Genomic DNA, 18425 nt, shown 5'->3' on the forward strand with positions numbered 1-18425 from the left:
CCCCGATGGCAGGTGATGAAGTCCACTAGAACCGGTGTGGGCGGTCGAGCTCCGCCGCGAAGAAAGCCGACGCCGCCTTCAAGATCTCGTTCGCCCGCCGCAGCTCGGCGTTCTCCCGCTTCAGCCGCTTGATCTCCGTGTTCTCCTCACTGCTGACACCCGGCCGCTGCCCGGCATCGATCTCGGACTGCCGGACCCACTTCCGCAGGGTTTCCGCCGACCCGATCCCCAACTTCGAAGCGATCGACTTGATCGCCTCGAACTCAGATCCATAGTCATCCCGGTGCTCAGCCACCATCCGCACCGCGCGTTCACGCAGCTCAGCGGGATACGAAGACGAACGTGCCATGAGAGTCATCCTTCCAAGGAATGAGCTCTCCGGACACTCCGGGGCGATTCAGTCGCCCCCGCCTGGGAGGCAAGCTCGTGGGTGTCAACGTCGTGGATGGTCCGAAGCCGCAGCGCTTCAGACCGACCAACGATCTTATGCGCCAGCTCCACAGCCTCGGCCCGCTCAGCATCCGTATACGACCAGATGGGGGATTCCAGAATGTCAGCGAGCATGGAATCGACCGCACCCATCAAGCCCAGCACCGGGTGCGTGGGTGGGGCGCCAGTCGTGATCTCCATAACCGGAACACTATCGGCGACCACCGACAAAACCCCGCCCAAAATCCCCATTCGAAGGCTCCCCGGAATGTAATTTTGTGTAGCTATGAATCGCTTTCCGTAACCCGTGAAGGTTCACTAAGCGATCCACAATCCCATTGAGTAAACCGTCACTGGGCTTGGGGTAGACAGTGGAGACTTTTCCGGTCGGGACGCGGAAAAGTTTCCACTGCTTCGCCGGATATCCTGCGGCTCCCGCGAGCCGGGTCGGGTCGGATGCCCAGGATCGCGGCGGCGCGGACCGCAGAGCCGTTACCCACAAAGGGGCCAGCCAAGATCACGATCTACGGCTGTAGTACCCGGCGGGTTCGGCATTCAGAGGCGTTAGTTCAAAGTGTCGGCGAGTACCCGACGCACCAGGATGTCGGTGAACTCCGCGGGTCGTTCGTACATCGATCGATGCGCGCTGTCGGCGAGGACGATGTGTTCCTTGCGCGGCGCCCGAAGTTCGGCGAGCCACTCTCGCATAAGCCGCAGCCTCGCGGGCACTTCGTTCTCACCGTCGACGAAATAGGCGGGTATCTTGAGTCGAGCGACCTGGGTGCGCAGGTCGACGTCCTGCACCCGCGGATAATAGATGCTGTAGGTGTCGAGAAACTCCGAGAAAGGATGAACTTTTTCAAGCAGCGTGTATTGTCGGGCGGCGATGCTCTCGTCAATCCCGCCCTGCCCGCCGCCTTGCGAGAAGACCTCGTTTTCGGCGAGCACCATTGGCTCGTACCCATAAATGGTTGAGTACGGCGGCGGGCCCGCTGCCGTCAAAGCCACTACGAGGTCGGTGCGGTGGTGACGACGCGCCCAGGCGAGGGTCTCGGCGTACTGCGCCCGGTCGGCTTCTGCGAGATCGACGGCCTGCCCGACTCCGACGTACGCCCGAAACAGCTCTGGTTGCCGTTGCGCGGCGAACACGGCCGGGATCGTTCCCCCGGAGTGGGCCAGAAGATAGATCCGGTTGGCGCGAAACCGCTGCCGCAGGTAGTTCGCAGCGGCGAGGGTGTTGTCGATCTCGTCGTTCAGACTCAGGGTGGCGGTTGGTTCGATCGAAGGGTACGAACTCCCTCCGCCGCGCCGGTCCACGGTGGCGACGACAAAGTGTCTCTCCAACTCGGACAGGTGTGCACGGACCGCGCCTCGTTCGGCGGCGCCCGGAGCGCCGCGCACGAACAGCAGAATGGGTTTGGTCGTGTCGACACCACGAATCATCAGGCCGAGCCGATGAGCGCCACTGGCGATGGTGGTGAGTTCCGCGACGCCGCGGTTGCCCGGAATCGGGTCGGTGCTCGCCGGCAGGACCACCCCGACCGCCACCAGTACGACGGCCGCGGCGAGCACGCCGACCACGACGCGACCCAGGCATCCTGGACACGCTCGACGGACTGGCACTCGATCGACTCGTCACGACCGATCCCGCCCGCGTCGACGCCGCGGCAGCAGCTTTCGCCGAACTCCTCGACCACCGCTATTCAGGAAAATGACGGGAGGTTTCGGCGGATCTTACTTCACCGGCATCCTGGGAACGGAATCGATTCAGCCAGGCATCTCGGCGTTCCTGTTTTGCTGCAAGGAGGTTTTGCCATGCGTTGGGGTATGACACTCCGAACGCGTGCAGCACAAGCGTCTCGACGATCACGTGGTGTAGACCGTGGGTACGCATGATCCGGGTCATCAGTTCGCAAGTGTCGAGGTACTGACTTTCGTCGCCCTCCATGAGGGTTGCGCACGACAGGCCGACTTCTTCGACAACTCGCCGAAACGCTGGTGTGTTGCGGATCAGAGCGCAGCACGGGTGTAGCCGAGCCTCGTACAAGCACCGGTTCTTCACCCACTGCTCCCGCTCGGCCGGTGTGACTGTCTCGCCATCCCAGGACATACGTGGTCCGGCTCCAAATGCTCGCTCGTCAGCGTTCAAAGCGTCGATGAGCTGGTTAACTGTGTCCTGGCGGGTGAAGCAGACGTCGGTGTCGAGGAACAGAAAATAGGAACAGTCGGCGTTCGCGGGGTCGAGCACGAATTGGCGCAGAACTTCGCCATGGGAGTTGTGGGTGGAATCCGTGCTGAAGCCTGACTGGACGATGGGGACATCGAGTTGATCGGCCGCCTGCCGCAGGCCCGTCATGTCGTCACCGGAAGCGTTGTCGTAGATCGTCAGCGTGATGTCGAGCCCGGGGTGTTGCGCGAACAGCGACCGCACCGCGAGTTCGGTCCAGGTGGACGTGTTGTGGTTGACCACGGCCGCACGGATCATCGTGACGTCTCCCGTCCTGGTGGACGTTGCATTACGCATAGTCTCTGGTAGGACTGTTGCATGGCTTCTATGAGGGCGGCGTACGACGACGTGGCTGTGGTCTACCACCAGACGTTTGATCCGGAGGGGGCGCGTCCACGCGACCCGATCCTGGAGGACCTGGTCGGCAACGTGCAAGGCCAGCAGGTGCTCACCTTGGCCTGTGGGCAGGGGAGAGATGCCAGGTGGTTGGCTGATCTTGGTGCCGATGTCGTTGGCGTGGATATTTCCGAACGTTTGTTGGCGTACGCCCGTCAACTCGAGCAGGTGAGTCCGCGCGCTATCCGGTACGTCCAAGGGGACGCTCAGGACCTTGCGGCGTTCGAAAGTGCGAGCTTCGACGGCGTGGTCTGCCATATGGCGTTGATGGACATTCCGGGGCTCGCACCCACGGTAGGAGCTGTCGCAAGGGTTCTCCGACCGGGTGGGTACTTTGTGCTGTCGGTCGTTCACCCCTGTTACAGACCGCACGTCGATGCGGTTGACGATTATCTGGCCGATGGCCCATACGAGAAGGTTGACGGTCCGGACTGGTTGCCACCGCACGCCTACCATCGATCGCTCAGCACATACGTCAACGCCCTTTCGAGCGCGGGCATGTCGATCGCGAAGATGGTCGAGCCGTCGGATGAGCCGCCTGCTGGGCGAGGGGTTCCGAACCTGCTTTACCTTCGTTGCATTGCCGCGACTGCCTGAGGTCCTCCATGGAGGCGCACCGATCCGCCTCCATGGAGGTCACCGACGCTCCTCTTCCTCCGCCGGGCGGGGGCGTTTCCTCAGCTCGCCCAGGATGTCCCGCAGGTACATGATCGTTATGACCTGGGTGCTCATAAAGAAGATGATCAACAACACACTCACTGCAAGACCCCTCCCGGCTAGCTGAGCCGCACGTTCGCCAGTCGCTCGCTTCCGGCGGAGCGCAGGCGACGATGTACGGTACAGCCACTCTCCTGGATCGACCGCTCTGATCGCCCTGCTGCGCTTCCGGGCCGACCGTGTGACGTTGGCCCTGCCTCGCCGGACCGATGAGTTTTGCGGCTCGGCGCCGTCTCAGTATGACGTTCGCCTTACTGCCATTGACCATGTGAGGAGGGTTCGCGGTGGGCAACTTGATCTATGCCGCGATCATGTCGCTGGACGGCTACATCGAAGACGAGGATGGGAAGTTCGACTGGGCTGTGCCAGACGAGGAGGTACACGCGTTCGTCAACGACCTCGAGCGGGGGGCCGGCACGTACCTCTATGGGCGACGGATGTACGAAACGATGAACGGGTGGGAAACCGACCCCGGCATCGCTGCCCAGTCAGCGCTCGCGGCGGATTTCGCGCAGATCTGGCAGGCGGCAGACAAGATCGTGTATTCCACGACGCTGCAGGAAGTGTCCACGACCAGGACATGCATCGAACGCGCCTTCGACCCCGAAGCGGTCCGGGAGTTGGAGGCGAAGACCAGTCATGACATCGCCGTCGGTGGGCCCAGCCTCGCCGCCCATGCGATCAAGGCAGGCTTGGTCGATGAGTACCACCTGTTCCTCATACCGATCATGGTCGGTGGCGGTAAACCGGCTCTGCCGGCCGGTGTCTGGACGCAGCTCGAACTCCTTGACGAACCCCGTTTCGGCAATGGCGTGGCTTATCTCCGTTACCTCGCCAAACGCTGACGGAGTGCGTTTACACCAACGCATCTGCGGGTGGCCTATTCCGCGAACCATGGACCGTTGAATGGACCAGCGTCCAGGGTTGGCGATCAGGGTGTCCGTGCGGGAAACGCCCAAGGGTGCAGGCGGTCCCGCACGGATCCATAGAGAGGTTGCGTAGTCCTCGTCACGCAGAGGTCGCGTCCTCGGCCGTGGACGTACGGCCTTGATCGCGATCCAGCTCATCCCCGAGGTCGGACGGAGACCGGCGCGGTTCCGGTTCGTCGAGGATGAGCTGCCTGGTACCACCGTTCTGTCGACGGGTGAGGCCCTCGGACCGGTGGTGGACGTACTTGGTGTTCATGCGAAACTTCATGATCTTTGTCTTCGCCGGGCGCATCTCACGCCTGCCCACGGAATGCGGGTAGGGCGCAGCGCCGCGCGTACGTACGCACGGTAGGCGTCTCCCTGAAGCGTCAGGAGGGAAGGGGCGGAGTCCCTCCGGCGCCTGGTTAAGGCCCGTGCGGCAGCTTCGACAGATGAGTGGGCTAGCCGGGATCGCCTATGAAATAAGGCAGAATCCCGTCGGTCCGACACCGCACCGGAGGGTGGGATGGACCGTAAGGGCTCGCATGACGGGTTCCTTCCTCCTGTACGAAGCGCGTGTACATGCGGGCTGGACCTCATGCCTCGCCATCGCGGCGCGGCGGCGTCCTAGGAGACGGCCTCGGCGCAGGCCAGGCAATGGTGAGGTGAGGGAACAGCAGGAATCGCGACGACGCGTCAGTCGGTGAAGTGAGTGGAGACGTGTCGGTGCAAGGGCCGCAGATAGGGCGTCGGCGGCAGTTGGCCGCGGACGTGAGAAACCTCAGCGGCAGGACCCCACGTGCTGGGAGATTACGTCAGCTGCGGGAAGCCGCGGAGGTGACCATAGAGGATGCGACTGGCATGGGTTCTGGTCTCCTCTCGCGCTCGTCTTTGATGACTCGCGTCATGCTCCCAACCCCTTCGCCAGCACGTCAAGGCCATATTGGCGCCTCTGGCCGCCCGGTGCCGCGGCCCGGAATGGCGATATCGCGGACAAATTCCAGCCCGGACATTGTCGGCGAATTCCACAACCCGCACCGAAAGAAGATCACGGCTGAGCGGCGGCGCTCCCGCCAAGCGCGACGATCCGGTGCGCGTACGCCGTCGGTCGGACCACAACGAACAGGGACAGCACCAGGCGGGGGACAGGACCCAGCGGGGAGCAGGGCAGAGAAGAGGACGTTACAGGGCATCCCGGGCCGGGTGAGCTGGCCGGGCCTGGCCACGGCGACGGCCCGGCACGGTTATGCTCGCCCCGAACATGCCCCGCGACGCCGAGGAGTCTGCCCGCGTGATCGCGTCCATGAATCCAGCCGCCGTCCTCGTCCTTGCCGCCGGCAAGAGCACCCGGATGAAGTCCCGTACCCCCAAGTTCATGCACGAGATCGGTGGCCTGAGCCTCCTCGGCCACGTCGTGCGTTCGGCCCGTGCCCTCGAACCCACCTACCTCGCGGTGGTGGTGGGGCATGGCCGTGACCAGGTCGTCCCACATCTGGCTCAGCTCGACGAGGGCGCGCAGCCGGTGGTCCAGGAGGAGCAGCGCGGCACCGGGCACGCCGTCCGTACGGCGCTGGAGGCCCTCCCGGCGCTCGACGGCACCGTGGTGGTGACGTACGCCGATGTGCCGCTGCTGCCGGTCGAGACGCTCCGCCAACTGCTCGAGGGCCACCGCCAGGCCGGCGCGGCCGCGACGGTGCTGTCCGCCGTCGTTCCCGATCCGAGCGGTTACGGCCGGATCCTGCGCGACGAGAAGGGGGTCAGCGGCATTGTCGAACACAAGGACGCGACCCCCGAGCAGGCCGCGATCGCCGAGATCAACTCCGGCATCTACGCGTTCGACGCCCGCCTGCTGACCGACGCCCTCGGGCGGGTCAAGGCAGACAATAGCCAGGGCGAGGAGTACCTCACGGACGTGCTCGGGATCCTGCGCGAGGACGGCCACACCGTCAGCGCGGTGGTCGCCGGGGATTACCAGGACATTCTGGGCGTCAACGACCAGTTGCAGCTGGCCGAGCTCCGACGGATCCTCAACGATCGCATCCTCGCGCACTGGATGCGGTCCGGCGTCACCGTCGTCGACCCGGCGACCACCTGGGTCGACACCACGGTGACGCTGGAGCCGGACGCCACGATCCACCCGAACACCCAGTTGCGGGGTACGACGACCGTCGCCGCCGGCACCCAGATCGGCCCCGACACGACCCTCATCGACACCCGCATCGGCGCCGACGCCCAGGTGATCCGTACCCACGGCGAGGGCGCCCAGGTCGGCGCGGGTGCGACCGTGGGTCCCTTCGCCTACCTCCGGCCCGGCACCCGGCTCGACGCGGGCGGCAAGATCGGTACGTTCGTCGAGACGAAGAACGCCGAGATCGGCCCCGGCGCCAAGGTCCCGCACCTGACGTACGTCGGTGACGCCACCATCGGCGAGGGCACCAACATCGGCGCCGGCACGATCTTCGCCAACTACGACGGCGTCGCGAAACACCACACTCACGTCGGCAGCCACAGTTTCGTCGGCAGTGACTCGGTGCTGGTCGCGCCGAGACAGATCGCCGACGGCGCCTACGTCGCGGCCGGCTCCACCGTGGTCAAGGACGTCGAGCCCGGCGAACTCGCGGTCGCCCGCGGCCAGCAGCGCAACATCGCCGGCTGGGTGGCGCGCAAGCGGGCCGGCACTCGCACCGCGGAGGCTGCGGCGCGTGCCGTGGACGCTAGCGGCGGTACGCCCGCGGAGCCTGGTGGCCCACCTGACGGTCCGCCGAGAGACACTGGCAGCGTCGAGGATGTCCCCGGGAGGAGCGGTCAGTGAGCGGGCTCAAGCGCACCACCCAGAAGAACCTCATGCTTTTCTCCGGGCGGGCCCACCCGGAGCTTGCCCGCGAGGTGGCCGAACTCCTCGGGGTCGAGATCGTCCCGACGACGGCGTACAACTTCGCCAACGGCGAGATCTACGTCCGCTTCGAGGAGTCGGTACGCGGCTCCGACGCCTTCGTGATCCAGAGCCACCCGGCGCCCATCAACGAGTGGATCATGGAGCAGCTGATCATGGTGGACGCGCTCAAACGCGCGTCCGCCAAGCGGATCACGGTGGTGACGCCGTTCTACGGGTACGCCCGGCAGGACAAGAAGCATCGCGGCCGGGAGCCGATCTCCGCCCGCCTGATGGCTGACCTGCTCCAGACCGCCGGCGCCGACCGGTTGATGACGGTCGACCTGCACACCGCGCAGACACAGGGGTTCTTCGACGGTCCCGTCGACCACCTGCTCGCGCTGCCGGTCCTGTCGAGCTACATCCAGTCCCGGGTCGACGCCTCCCAGATCACCGTGGTCGCGCCCGACTCCGGCCGGGTGCGGGTCGCCGAGCAGTGGGCTGACCGGCTCGGCGGATGCCCGCTGGCCTTCATCCACAAGACCCGCGACATCAACGTCCCCAACCAGGTGGTCGCCAACCGGGTGGTGGGAGAGGTCGAGGGGCGCACCTGCATCGTCGTCGACGACATGATCGACACCGGCGGCACCGTCGTGAAGGCCGCCGATGCGCTGTTGCAGGCGGGCGCCGCGGACGTCATGGTCGCGGCGACCCACGGCATCCTCTCCGACCCCGCCGTCGACCGGCTCAAGAACGCCCGGATCCGCGAGGTCGTGGTCACCAACACGCTGCCGATCCCGCCGGAACGCCGGTTCGACACGCTGACCGTGCTCTCGATCGCGCCGTTGATCGCCCGGGCGATCCAGGAGGTCTTCGAGGACGGTTCGGTCACCAGCCTCTTCGGCGGAGCCAGCTGAGCGGACGGTCCCGCCGCCCGTTGCGCGGTGGTTACGGCCCCTGGTACTCACGTCCAAGAGGGGGCCGGTATTCTTACCCGGTTGCCTCGGCGAGGGACGCTCGGACTACGGCTCCGTGATCGACGCGGTGTCGGCCTGGTGCGCCGCCGAGCAGCCATCGCCGCAGCCGACACCGCTCAGATTCTTTCGAGGAGTAGTTTCCGTGTCCGAGGTCAAGATCAAGGCCGAGTCCCGCACCGAGTTTGGCAAGGGTGCGGCACGACGGATCCGACGCGCGGGCCTGGTGCCCGCGGTGTTGTACGGCCACGGCAGCGCTCCCGTCCATGTGACGCTGCCTGGTCACGAGCTCATGCTCGCGCTCAAGACGCCCAACGCGCTGTTCGACATCGACCTGGGCGACCGGAGCGAGTTGGCGATCCCCAAGCAGATTCAGCGCGACCCGATCAAGGGTTTCCTCGAGCACGTCGACCTGCTCATCGTCAAGCGCGGCGAGAAGGTCGTCGTCGACGTCCCGGTGGTAACCGTCGGCGACCCGGCGCCGGGCTCGCTCGTCGCGGTGGAGCACACCACGTTGTCGGTCGAGGCTGAGGCGACCCACATTCCGGCCCAGATCGAGGTTTCGATCGAGGACGTCGCGGTGGGCACCCAGATCCTTGCGCGCGACATCGCCCTGCCGCGGGGTGTGACCCTCCAGGTCGACCCCGAGGCCCTGGTCGTCAACGTCGCCGCCGCTCCGACGGCCGCTGAGGTTGAGGGCGAGGTCGCCGAGGCGGCCACCGAAGCCGCTGGAGCGGCCGAGGGCGCTGCCGCTGAGGGTGCCGAGGGCGCCGAGAAGGAGTAGAGGCGGACGTCACGGCGTCCGGCACTCTCATGACCGAGAACGCCTGGCTGATTGTGGGCCTGGGCAATCCCGGGCCCACCTACGCGGGACACCGACACAACGTCGGACAGATGGTCCTCGACCTGCTCGCCGAACGCATGGGCGGGAAGTTCCGCCAACACCCGCGCGGGCGTGCCGAGGTGGTCGAGGGACGTCTCGGCGGCGTGCCGGGCGTCCGTGTGGTGGCGGCCAAGCCGCGCTCCTACATGAACGAGTCCGGCGGGCCGGTGGCGAGCCTTGCGTCGTTCTACAAACTGAGTCCCGACCGCCTGGTCGTCGTGCACGACGAACTCGACATCCCGTACGCGACGTTGCGACTGAAGCTCGGTGGCGGCGACAACGGGCACAACGGGCTTCGTTCGATCCGCAGGTCCCTCTCGACCGGTGACTATTACCGCGTTCGATGCGGTGTTGGCCGACCACCCGGCCGCCAGGATCCGGCCGATTTCGTTCTGTCGCCTTTCTCGAGTTCTGAACGCAAGGAGCTGCCGCTCTTCGTCGATCGGGCGGCAGACGCGTGTGAGGCGCTGCTTGTCGACGGTCTCGAGTACGCACAGAACGCTTACCACGGCTAGGGCGCGTCCCTGGGCCCGGCGCCGGATTCTCGCCCCGAACGGCATCAGTTCGAGGCTCCTCATGGTCGCCGTTCAACGTTTGATCACGGTTTGGTCTCGCCCGCAACCGCCCCCGCGGCTGGTGGGTTCCACCTCCTGAAGCGTCGACTTCGCGCCTGGGGGGTGCGCGGAGTCGACGCCTTCCTTATTTTCTGGAAGCCGGCCGCGTTTGCCTCCTGTGTCGACGGTGCCCGCATATCGTGTGGTCACCGGCCTTGAGGGGGGGAGGCCCGTCATGCGGCTGAAACTCGGCGCGGCCTTCGCGGTCGCGTTCGCTCTGCTGTTTGCTTCGTGCCAGGGTCCGTCCGCGGAATCAGAATCGGACCCGGGTAAACCGCAGGTGGTGGGCGGCTGCGGAGTCGGGCCGAAACTCGTGCCGACCTGCGGAGCCTGGTGGGGAGTGGCGGCGAATCCGCTGAGCGGTGAGACCTGGGACAGAGCGCTCGTCAATTTCGAGAGCCAGATCGGGCGCACGGTCAACATCGCGCACTTCTACCACCGGGCGGGCGAGCTTTTCCCGACCCCGAGCGAAATCGCCCGAGCTAACGAACCCGGCAAGAACCGCATGCTGCTGATCAACTACAAACCCGAGGCTGGTCGCAGCTGGTACGACGTTTCCCGTGGGTCGAGCAACGACGAAATCGACCGGCTCGCGGCGCACATCAACGCCAACTTCACCAAACCCTTCTTCCTCACGGTGCACCACGAACCCGAGGACGAGGTGATCCAGACGCCGGGATCCGGTTTCACCGCAAGCGACTACAAGGCGATGTACCGCCACGTCGTCGTACGTCTGCGCCAACGCGGCGTCAGGAACATCGTCTCCGTCATGAACTATATGGGCCTGCCGAGTTGGGGATCCCAGCCGTGGTTCCAAGATCTTTACCCGGGAAATGATGTCGTTGACTGGATCGCGTACGACCCCTACATCTTCGGGAGCGGGTTGTACCGCGGTGGTGTCACCGACCTCATCAACCGGCGCTTCAGCTCCTATCCCAACTGGCCCGGCTTTTATCGCTGGGCGACGGGGTTCGCGCCCGGCAAACCGCTGATGCTCGCCGAGTGGGGTGTTTCGGAAGAGAGCGGGAACCCAGCCGCGAAGGCGACCTTCTTCAAACAGCTCGCCCAGGACGCGTCCGACTGGCCACAGGTCAAGGCGTTCGTCTACTGGAACAGCCCTTCGGGCAGGACGGTCGGCGTCACCCGGGTCGACTCGTCGGCGGCGTCGCTGACGGCGTACCGCCAGACGGGAAAGTCGCCGTACTTCAATCCGTGAGCCTCTTGCCGATCAGCGTGGCGTGCGGACACAGGCGAAGAGGTGGCGTCCGTAGTTGTCGGCGTACGGCGGGATCGCGTCCTGGTCGGGGCCCAGGTCGATGATCTCGTCGAACGTCGTGTGGCAACGCAGGAAATTACCGATGTGCTGGGCGTTCCAGCCGGCAAGGGAGCGGGCGAACCACGCCTCGTGGTCCTGGCCGGTGTCCAGGAACAGCACCCGCGCGCTCACCCCGTCGAGTAGCCGGGCGAGCTCCTCGGCGGTCGTGCTGCCCCGACCGAGGACGAAATGGTGCAGCAGGCTGAAGCACGACACGACATCCCAGCGGTGACCCGTGTCCTGGGCGTTGCGGAGGAACTCCACCGCGTCGCCAACGCTGATCCGCTGCGGGTCGAGTCCGTAGACGGCCGCGCCGAGTCGTGGGGCGAGCGGGTCACGTTCGACCCCTTCCGCGGCGAAGCCACGCCGGGCGAACTGTCGAACGAACCAGCCGTAGCAACTCGCCACATCGAGATAGCTGTGGCCGGCCCTCTCGATACCGAGCGTCGCGAGCTGCCGATTCATGAGCTCCATCCGGTCGGTGCACCGGCGTACGGTGGTCCAGCCACGCTGGAGTTCGGGAGCGTCGAGGGGCTGGTAGAGCTCCTTCTTGCCGCCGATCCAGCTCATCTGTCCGAGCAGGTCCTGCAGCGGTGTCGTGACTGGCACCCGTTTGACCTTGACCTTCGCCGAGGGCGCCCCACGATGGGCGAGGATGGCGAGCCGATGGTGCCCGTCGAGTACCTGAAAGCAGTCGGAGTCGCGGATGGGGGCGACGAGAACGGGGTCTGAGGCCGTGCTCTGGCCGTTGCGCTGATCGGGCCGCCGTGGCGCCCCACCATTCGCCCGGACCTCATTCGTCCGGACCTCATTGGCGCGGACCTCATTGCCGCGGGCAAGGAAGGTGCGCGCCACCTCGACGATGCCGGCGTCGTCGGACGCCCAGAAGTACCGTCCGGTGAGGCGCACACAACGGCGGGCGTGTGCGCCGTACGCGGACTCGAGGATGGCCTCGCTCGTCGGGCCGGTGTCAGCACTCCCGGCGGCCAGCCGGAGCAGCGCGGCGTGCGGCCCGTGCGGGACCGGCGTCGACGCCCACAGCAGGTCGTCGAACTCCCGCGCGTAGTCGGCGACAGGTACGCCGTCCTGGGCACCCAGCAGCAGCCGGTCCAACGGAACCTCTGTCAAGCCGGGCTTGCGGAGCAGCAGGGTGGAGAGCGCGACCCGCAGCCGGTGGGGTAGGGGCAGGCGGCGCAGCCGAGCCACAGACTTGACGACGACCACGCGGGCCAGGCGCCGCACCTTCCGGCCAAGCGACACTGTGGGCAGGACCGACCGCAGCGCTGAGAGTTCCAGAAGGTGGCGGCCGCGCCAGAGCAGTGCGGCGTACGTGACACACATGAGCGCCAGCCACACCGCGATGACGGGGAGCCTGTCAGGGAGGACGAGTTCGAGGAGGAGGGGTATGACGCCGAAGCAGAGGCCGGCACTTCCCGCCACCCACGCGGTGCCCGGACCCAACGACATGACGCCGAACGCGCGGCGTACCTGGATCATCGGCAACACGTTGCGTACGCCCAGCGCCGCCGCCCAGGCGACTGCCGCGCCGGTGATTCCCAGCCACGGAACGAGCAGGACGACCAGCCCGACGTCGACGACCAGCGCCAGCGCGTTGTTGACGAGGCTCTGCCGGCTGCGTCCGGCCATCAGCAGAACCACGTCCACGGAACCGGTCGCGGTCGTTGCGAGCATGGTGATGGCCAGGATGACCACCGTCGCATGGCCCGCCGCGTAGCCACCACCGAACACCTGCAACAGCGCCGGCGCGGCCACGGCGCTGGTGAGGTAGATCGGCCAGGAGATCGCCATCAGCCAGGCCGTCGACGTCGCGAAGACCCGGCGAACCCCGGCCAGGTCGCCACGCGCGAACATCCCAGACAGCTGCGGCGCCAGGACCTGCTGGATGGCCTGGATACCAAGCTGCCCGAAGACGAGGAAGCGGGTCGCCGCCGTATAGACCGCAGCGTGTCTGGGTGTGAGCAGTGCGGCGACGAGCACGATGTCGGCTCGCTGCAGCGCGACCTGGCAGATCCGGCCGAAGGCCCGCGGGATGGTGAACGCCCAGAACTCCCGGGCCAGCGCGGCATGCGGACCAGCGCCGTCCGGACCAGCGCCGTCCGGACCAGCGCCGTTCAGGTCAGCGCGCTTCAGCGAGGCGACAATCGAGCGGTACCACCAGCTGACGCCGATCAGACCGAGGAAGTACGGCGCCACCCAGGCCACCGCGAGGGCGACCGGGCCAAGGCCGAGTGCCCACACAACAAGGACGCAGAGGATCTGGCCGGGTAGCCGGCCGAGCTTCTCCACAACGACGTTCGGCCGCATCGTGCCGTGCGCGCGGGTCGCCGCCAGGACGGTGTCGTACGCCGATGCCACGGGCAGGGCGACGGCGAGCACCCGCAGCATCGCCGTCATCGTGGCGGGATCGGCGTCAGAGCTGGCCAGCGCGCCCAACCACGGCGCGAGGATCCAGACCGCGATGGCGGCGGCGAAACTCATCGCGATCACCGCGCGAAGAGCGATCCGGACGGTGGCGAGCGCGCCGGCCCGGCTTCCCTTGGCCAGCTGCCGCTGGATCGTGTGGGCGAGTCCGACGTCAGTGCCGAGTCCGGAGATCGCCGAGACGATGAGGAAGAACGACGTCGCGGCGAACAACGTACCGGCGACGTCCTGCGGAAACCCGTTCGTGACAACGACGACGAGGGCGATGGTGGCCGCGCCACCCGCGAGGGTGCCCGCGAGGTTGAGGGTGCCGCTACGGGCCAGGCGCTGGAGTGAAGGACTTAGGGGTCGCGCGGATCGGGGCGCCGCGCCCCTATCCGCGCGACCTCTAACAGTCACCGGCCCTCCGCGGAGCGCCGCCGGCCGTGCGGAGCGTCGCCGCCGCGGTCAGTGGGGTCGGCTCCGGTCGGGATCTCCAGGACGTATCCGGCTGCCCGCTGCGTGCCGTTGGACGGATCAAGGCGCCTGGATCGACGAGGTGTCAGGTCGGGGGGTAGTTCTGGCGAGTCGTCCCCTACCGGAGGCAGCTCACTGGTGGGGTTGGGGCCGGTCTGGCTGCCGGAGGCGTTGGTGGTTGAGGTCGCCTGGCTGGTGTCTGTCGTCCTCGCGCGCGGCGACCGGGATTCTGGCAGCGCGGACGAGAGCGGTGCAGCCTCGCTGCTGGCGGACGAACGCGTCGTGGTCGCCGTGCCGGCGGCCGCCGAACGCGTGGACGTCGCGGCGCCGCTCACAGAGGAACGACTGGTGCGCTCGTCGGCGTCCTGAGAGGGTCCCTGCCCACCTCCCCGGCCGGCACGGATGCCTTCGATCATGACGGCGCCGACCGGCATCGCCTGGACGCGTTCGAGTGCGGCCATCGCGGTCTCGAACTCCCCGCGGGTGGTCAGCTGCTCGGCCGCGACCAGCACCACCGCATCGGTGAGGGAGGCCAGCGCCTGACCGTCGGCAGAGGCCGCGCCCGGGCCGGCGATGATCACGTAGTCGTACCACTCGCGGAGCCGCTTGATGGTCGACCGCATCTGCGGGGACAGCAGTTGGTCCATCGTCTGCCGGTCGGCCTTTCCGAGCGGGAGGAGCACGAGGTTGTCTTCGGGCTGGACGAGTACGTGGCGCAGGTCGGCGCTGCCCGCGAGGAGTTCCGCCAGCCCTGGAAGGGATCCCGTGCCCGCGAGCAGCCGGGAGGCCTCGCCTACGGTGTCAACGACCACGACACTGAACCCCGCACGGGCGAGACCGGTGGCCAGGCCCGACGTCTCGGGAGCCGGCGAGATCTGCGGCGAGACGCTCGCGACCGCCAGCGCGATGGGTGGCGCGTCGACGGACGTCACGATCGCGGTGCGGATCTCACGATATGCCTCAGTGAGTTCGCGGACCCGGCCGCGCGCCGGTGCCGCCCGGCCACTGAACCGCGCGCCCTTGGGTACGACGCCGAGGACTCGTACGCCGGCGCGTTCGATCTCGGACCGGTCGTGGATCCGGTTGTCAGTGCGGGCTCGGAGCAGGGCGAAGACGGCGGCGAGCAGGAGCCCACCCAAGGCCCCACCCGCGCCGAAGGCACCGGCCGTGGTGCCGCCCGCGGTCATGGGCAACGCGGCGGGGCTGATCACCTGGCCGGGTGAGGAGTCGGCGGCGGTGAGGGTGCTGACCTCGGTCTCGAGACTGGCGAGCTGGGACGCGAGGGCGCTCACGCGTTCTTCCAGATACGCACGGCGGGTCGCGCTGGCATCGTCGAGTTCGGCGGTGGCCTCACCGAGTGCCTTCTGGATGTCGGACTGCTGCTTGCGGATCCTCGCGAGCCTGGTGCTGACGACGGACTTCGCCCGGCTGGCGCGATAGCTGAGGTAGGACTCGGCGAAGGTCTGCGCGCCCGCGATCGCTGCGTCCCTGCTGCCGGAGGTGAACGAAATCTTGAGCACCTGCGTGTTGGTGGGGTTCTCCACCCCGACGGCCTGCCGGAGCTCGTCCGGGGTGAGGTCGGTCTTGAGCTTGTGGATCGCGAGTGCCGCCACGCCTTCGGTGCGGACCAGTTGGGATTCGGTCTCGAGGTTCATCAACTGCTCGCCGCGGCCATCAGGTGCGTACGGGTTGCCCTGAAGCGGGTTGACCAGGATCGAGGCCGTCGCGGTATAACTCACGCCCTGATAGAGCGCGAACGCGACACCTGCCGCGGCGCCCAGAACGCCTAGGGCGAGAAGCAGGATGAGGTGCCGGCGAAGAGCGTTCGTCGTGAACGTCGCAAGCGCAGACGTACCCTCGACGTCGCGCATGGATTATCCCCCCAACCGGTTCCAGCGCTGATCACCAGACGTTAGACCAGAATGTGACCTGACGCCGACCTTTTTCCATCATTATGTGCGCTGTTTTTCCTGCGTGAGTGGGAGACTGGGTCGATCCCGGTCGTGCCGAGCAACGATTGTGCATCAGGCCTGAAAGCACAGGCGATTCGTCACTACTTTGCACGCATCGGATCACCGTGAGTCATGATCGTTGGGGGGACTATGAAAGGAAATGGTGGTGGTGGACTCGACCTTGCTCCGCCACGACGCCTTTTACTCGTCGGATCGAGTGGAGGGCATCTCGCGCAGCTACTCGCGTTGAAGCCATGGTGGGAGACCCGGGACCGGACCTGGGTCACCTTTGCGACCCAGGACGCCAAATCCCGACTCCGTGAAGAGAGCGTGATCTGGGCGCATTTCCCCACCACGAGAAACATCCCGAACCTGCTGCGTAACCTGATCCTTGCGATCGGTGTACTCCGCCGGACCCAGCCCGACGTCGTCGTCTCCACCGGCGCGGCCGTGGCTTTCCCGTTCTTCCTCGTCGCCCGCGCGATGGGCATCCGGACCGTCTATCTCGAGGTCTACGACCGGCTCGACACCCGTACGCTCACTGGCCGGCTGTGCCGACCGCTGTCTTCGTTGTTCTGCGTGCAGTGGGAGGAACAAGCCAGCCTCTACAAAGGCGCCCGCGTGATCGGGACCATCCTGTGAGCGGGCTGGTAGGTGGACGTGTCGACCTTCTGGCTCTGGTCGGGACCGACTATCACCCATTCCAACGACTCGTGCGATGGGTGGACGGCTGGAGCCTGCAGAGACCAGCGGTCGGATGCCTGATCCAGTACGGCACCGCCGCACCGCCCCGCCACGCGGGCGGGACGGCCTACGCCGAACACGACGAGGTCGGTGACTGGATGGACAGCGCCGGCATTCTGGTCTGCCATGCCGGTCCGTCGACCATCCTGGAGGCGCGCCGTCGTGGGCACCGCCCGATCGTCATACCGCGGCGGGCGCATTGGGGTGAGCATGTCGACGATCACCAGCACCGCTTCGCCAGCAGGCTCGCGGAATTGGGGCACGTGCTGACAGCCACGTCGCAACAGGAGTTCGAAGCGCTCCTCGACCAAGCGGTCGACGATCCCGAACTCGTCCGCATCCCACCGGTCGAGCGAGAATCCGGTACGGAGGAGGCGGTCGAGAGGTTCGGGCACCTGGTGTCCGACCTCTTCCGTTGAGAGGGCGTACGAACGGAACCATCGGAGGCGGGGCACCTGGACTCAACCGGGTGCCCCGCCTGCGCTGAATGATCACGTATACGTGATCATTCAGGCAGCTTCGCCGCCGGTCACACGATCCCTCAGATGCCGCGCCCGACCGAATGGGCGAGCCGCAGCGCGCGGTCCGCGGAAACCAACCGCATCGCGACCACGATCGCGACGTACGCGCGTTGTTCCCGCCAGTTCAGCCGCAGGGTCTGGAACGCCCAGCGCACGGCGGTCCGGCTCTCGCCCAGCGCGGCGTACGCGAACGCCTTCCGGCCCTGCAGCCGCGCCAGCCCACGGGAGTCGGCGCTGAGTATCGCGTGCTTGGCGAGGCCGTAGTCGATCGCCTCGATGATGGTGCGCCAGCGGGTGGAGAAGTACGACTGGCGCCCCCAGAGCACCCGGACCAGCGGGAGTTCGACGACAGCGATGGGCCCCGCCTGGGCGGCGCGCAGGATCCAGTCGAAATCCTCGCCGTAGCTGCCGGGGATGTCCTCGTCGACCAGGCCGATGCGGTCTCGGAGCGCGCTGGTGCGTACGACGACGGTGGACGGGTGCGCCTCCATGACCCGGCGGCGGGCGAGCTGGGCGAGGTCGAGATCCGCGGCCTTCGGCACCCGGCGTACGACCTTGTCGTCGTACCGCACCTCGATACCTGACACGACGACATCGGCGCCAGTGCGGCTCAGGTGCTCGACCTGGCGGTCCAGCTTCTCCGGGAGCCACTCGTCGTCGTCATCGCAGAAGGCGATGAGCTCTCCTTGTGCCGCGTCGATCCCGGCGTTCCGGGCGCCGGCGAGTCCTGGCGTTCGTGGGTTGGGAATCGCGACGAGCGTACGCTCGCCCTTCTCGTCAGCGCCGTCACCAGCACCGGCGTTCGCGGACGCGACGAGCGAATCGTCCACCGGTGCCTGGTCGAAGACCACGACGCATTCGATCGGACCCGCGTAGGTCTGGCGGCGGACCGCTTCGATCGCTTGGCGGAGGAGTTCGGGGCGGTTCCTGGTGGCGATCACCACTGACACCAGGGGCAGCGGGTCCTGGGCCATT

The 18425-nt window shown here is 66.8% G+C and carries 14 protein-coding genes and 1 pseudogene; 9 read left to right on the forward strand and 6 right to left on the reverse strand.

Annotated elements, in window-relative coordinates; translation table 11 throughout:
- From B141_RS0115490 to B141_RS0115505, 3 genes and pseudogenes are all read right to left on the reverse strand, one after another.
- Positions 1-349 (reverse strand): annotated as a pseudogene (locus tag B141_RS0115490) (transposase); the annotation flags it as partial.
- 644 nt (positions 350-993) lie between these two features.
- On the reverse strand, positions 994-2010 hold the full coding sequence (locus tag B141_RS40845; protein WP_020576090.1) for an alpha/beta fold hydrolase: 1017 nt from the start codon (positions 2008-2010) through the stop codon (positions 994-996).
- 118 nt (positions 2011-2128) lie between these two features.
- On the reverse strand, positions 2129-2914 hold the full coding sequence (locus B141_RS0115505; RefSeq protein WP_020576091.1) for a glycosyltransferase family protein: 786 nt from the start codon (positions 2912-2914) through the stop codon (positions 2129-2131).
- A gap of 60 nt (positions 2915-2974) precedes the next feature.
- On the opposite strand from B141_RS0115505, the gene B141_RS0115510 reads away from it, so the two are divergent.
- The 7 genes from B141_RS0115510 to B141_RS0115550 all read left to right on the forward strand — a co-directional run bounded on the left by B141_RS0115510 (position 2975) and on the right by B141_RS0115550 (position 11236).
- Positions 2975-3649: a class I SAM-dependent methyltransferase gene (locus B141_RS0115510; RefSeq protein ID WP_020576092.1), complete on the forward strand. Its 675-nt coding sequence runs from the start codon at positions 2975-2977 to the stop codon at positions 3647-3649.
- Between the two features lie 404 nt (positions 3650-4053).
- Entirely contained in the window at positions 4054-4614 is a 561-nt protein-coding gene (locus B141_RS0115520) for a dihydrofolate reductase family protein (RefSeq protein ID WP_020576094.1), read from the forward strand.
- Between the two features lie 1354 nt (positions 4615-5968).
- Positions 5969-7489, forward strand: a complete 1521-nt coding sequence (gene glmU / locus B141_RS0115530; protein WP_337587607.1) for a bifunctional UDP-N-acetylglucosamine diphosphorylase/glucosamine-1-phosphate N-acetyltransferase GlmU — start codon at positions 5969-5971, stop codon at positions 7487-7489.
- The gene (locus B141_RS0115535; RefSeq protein ID WP_020576097.1) at positions 7486-8466 is read left to right on the forward strand and encodes a ribose-phosphate diphosphokinase; all 981 of its coding nucleotides are present in this window, start codon (positions 7486-7488) and stop codon (positions 8464-8466) included. Before glmU ends, B141_RS0115535 begins: the two co-directional genes overlap by 4 nt.
- A gap of 202 nt (positions 8467-8668) precedes the next feature.
- Positions 8669-9307, forward strand: coding sequence for a 50S ribosomal protein L25/general stress protein Ctc (locus B141_RS0115540; RefSeq protein WP_020576098.1), 639 nt, complete (start codon positions 8669-8671; stop codon positions 9305-9307).
- Positions 9308-9336: 29 nt separating this feature from the next.
- Positions 9337-9921: an aminoacyl-tRNA hydrolase gene (gene pth / locus B141_RS0115545; protein ID WP_020576099.1), complete on the forward strand. Its 585-nt coding sequence runs from the start codon at positions 9337-9339 to the stop codon at positions 9919-9921.
- Positions 9922-10195: 274 nt separating this feature from the next.
- Positions 10196-11236: a glycoside hydrolase family 26 protein gene (locus tag B141_RS0115550; protein WP_020576100.1), complete on the forward strand. Its 1041-nt coding sequence runs from the start codon at positions 10196-10198 to the stop codon at positions 11234-11236.
- 12 nt (positions 11237-11248) lie between these two features.
- On the opposite strand, the gene B141_RS47465 is transcribed toward B141_RS0115550, so the two are convergent.
- Both B141_RS47465 and B141_RS0115565 read right to left on the reverse strand, forming a co-directional pair.
- Positions 11249-14176, reverse strand: a complete 2928-nt coding sequence (locus tag B141_RS47465) for a polysaccharide biosynthesis C-terminal domain-containing protein (protein WP_157181038.1) — start codon at positions 14174-14176, stop codon at positions 11249-11251.
- Entirely contained in the window at positions 14173-16104 is a 1932-nt protein-coding gene (locus B141_RS0115565) for a hypothetical protein (protein ID WP_020576102.1), read from the reverse strand. The genes B141_RS47465 and B141_RS0115565 overlap by 4 nt, the downstream gene beginning before the upstream one ends.
- Before the next feature lie 231 nt (positions 16105-16335).
- On the opposite strand from B141_RS0115565, the gene pssD reads away from it, so the two are divergent.
- Both pssD and B141_RS40860 read left to right on the forward strand, forming a co-directional pair.
- A complete protein-coding gene (pssD, locus tag B141_RS52565) occupies positions 16336-16827 on the forward strand; it encodes a PssD/Cps14F family polysaccharide biosynthesis glycosyltransferase (protein ID WP_051114090.1) in 492 nt (163 codons plus the stop codon).
- On the forward strand, positions 16824-17348 hold the full coding sequence (locus B141_RS40860) for a glycosyltransferase (protein ID WP_020576105.1): 525 nt from the start codon (positions 16824-16826) through the stop codon (positions 17346-17348). The genes pssD and B141_RS40860 overlap by 4 nt, the downstream gene beginning before the upstream one ends.
- Positions 17349-17470: 122 nt before the next feature.
- Here B141_RS40860 and B141_RS0115585 read toward each other — a convergent pair whose 3' ends face one another.
- Entirely contained in the window at positions 17471-18424 is a 954-nt protein-coding gene (locus tag B141_RS0115585) for a glycosyltransferase family 2 protein (RefSeq protein WP_020576106.1), read from the reverse strand.
- Position 18425: the final 1 nt, after the last annotated feature.

Source organism: Actinopolymorpha alba DSM 45243 (assembly GCF_000373925.1).
GTDB classification, from domain to species: domain Bacteria; phylum Actinomycetota; class Actinomycetes; order Propionibacteriales; family Actinopolymorphaceae; genus Actinopolymorpha; species Actinopolymorpha alba.

Excerpts from the sequence above, each read along its gene's own strand:
- B141_RS0115505 (WP_020576091.1), bottom strand. The coding sequence starts at position 2,914 with ATGATCCGTGCGGCCGTGGTCAACCACAACACGTCCACCTGGACCGAA.
- B141_RS0115510 (WP_020576092.1), top strand. The coding sequence starts at position 2,975 with ATGGCTTCTATGAGGGCGGCGTACGACGACGTGGCTGTGGTCTACCAC.
- pth (WP_020576099.1), top strand. The coding sequence starts at position 9,337 with ATGACCGAGAACGCCTGGCTGATTGTGGGCCTGGGCAATCCCGGGCCC.
- B141_RS0115550 (WP_020576100.1), top strand. The coding sequence starts at position 10,196 with ATGCGGCTGAAACTCGGCGCGGCCTTCGCGGTCGCGTTCGCTCTGCTG.
- B141_RS0115565 (WP_020576102.1), bottom strand. The coding sequence starts at position 16,104 with ATGCGCGACGTCGAGGGTACGTCTGCGCTTGCGACGTTCACGACGAAC.
- pssD (WP_051114090.1), top strand. The coding sequence starts at position 16,336 with ATGAAAGGAAATGGTGGTGGTGGACTCGACCTTGCTCCGCCACGACGC.
- B141_RS0115585 (WP_020576106.1), bottom strand. The coding sequence starts at position 18,424 with ATGGCCCAGGACCCGCTGCCCCTGGTGTCAGTGGTGATCGCCACCAGG.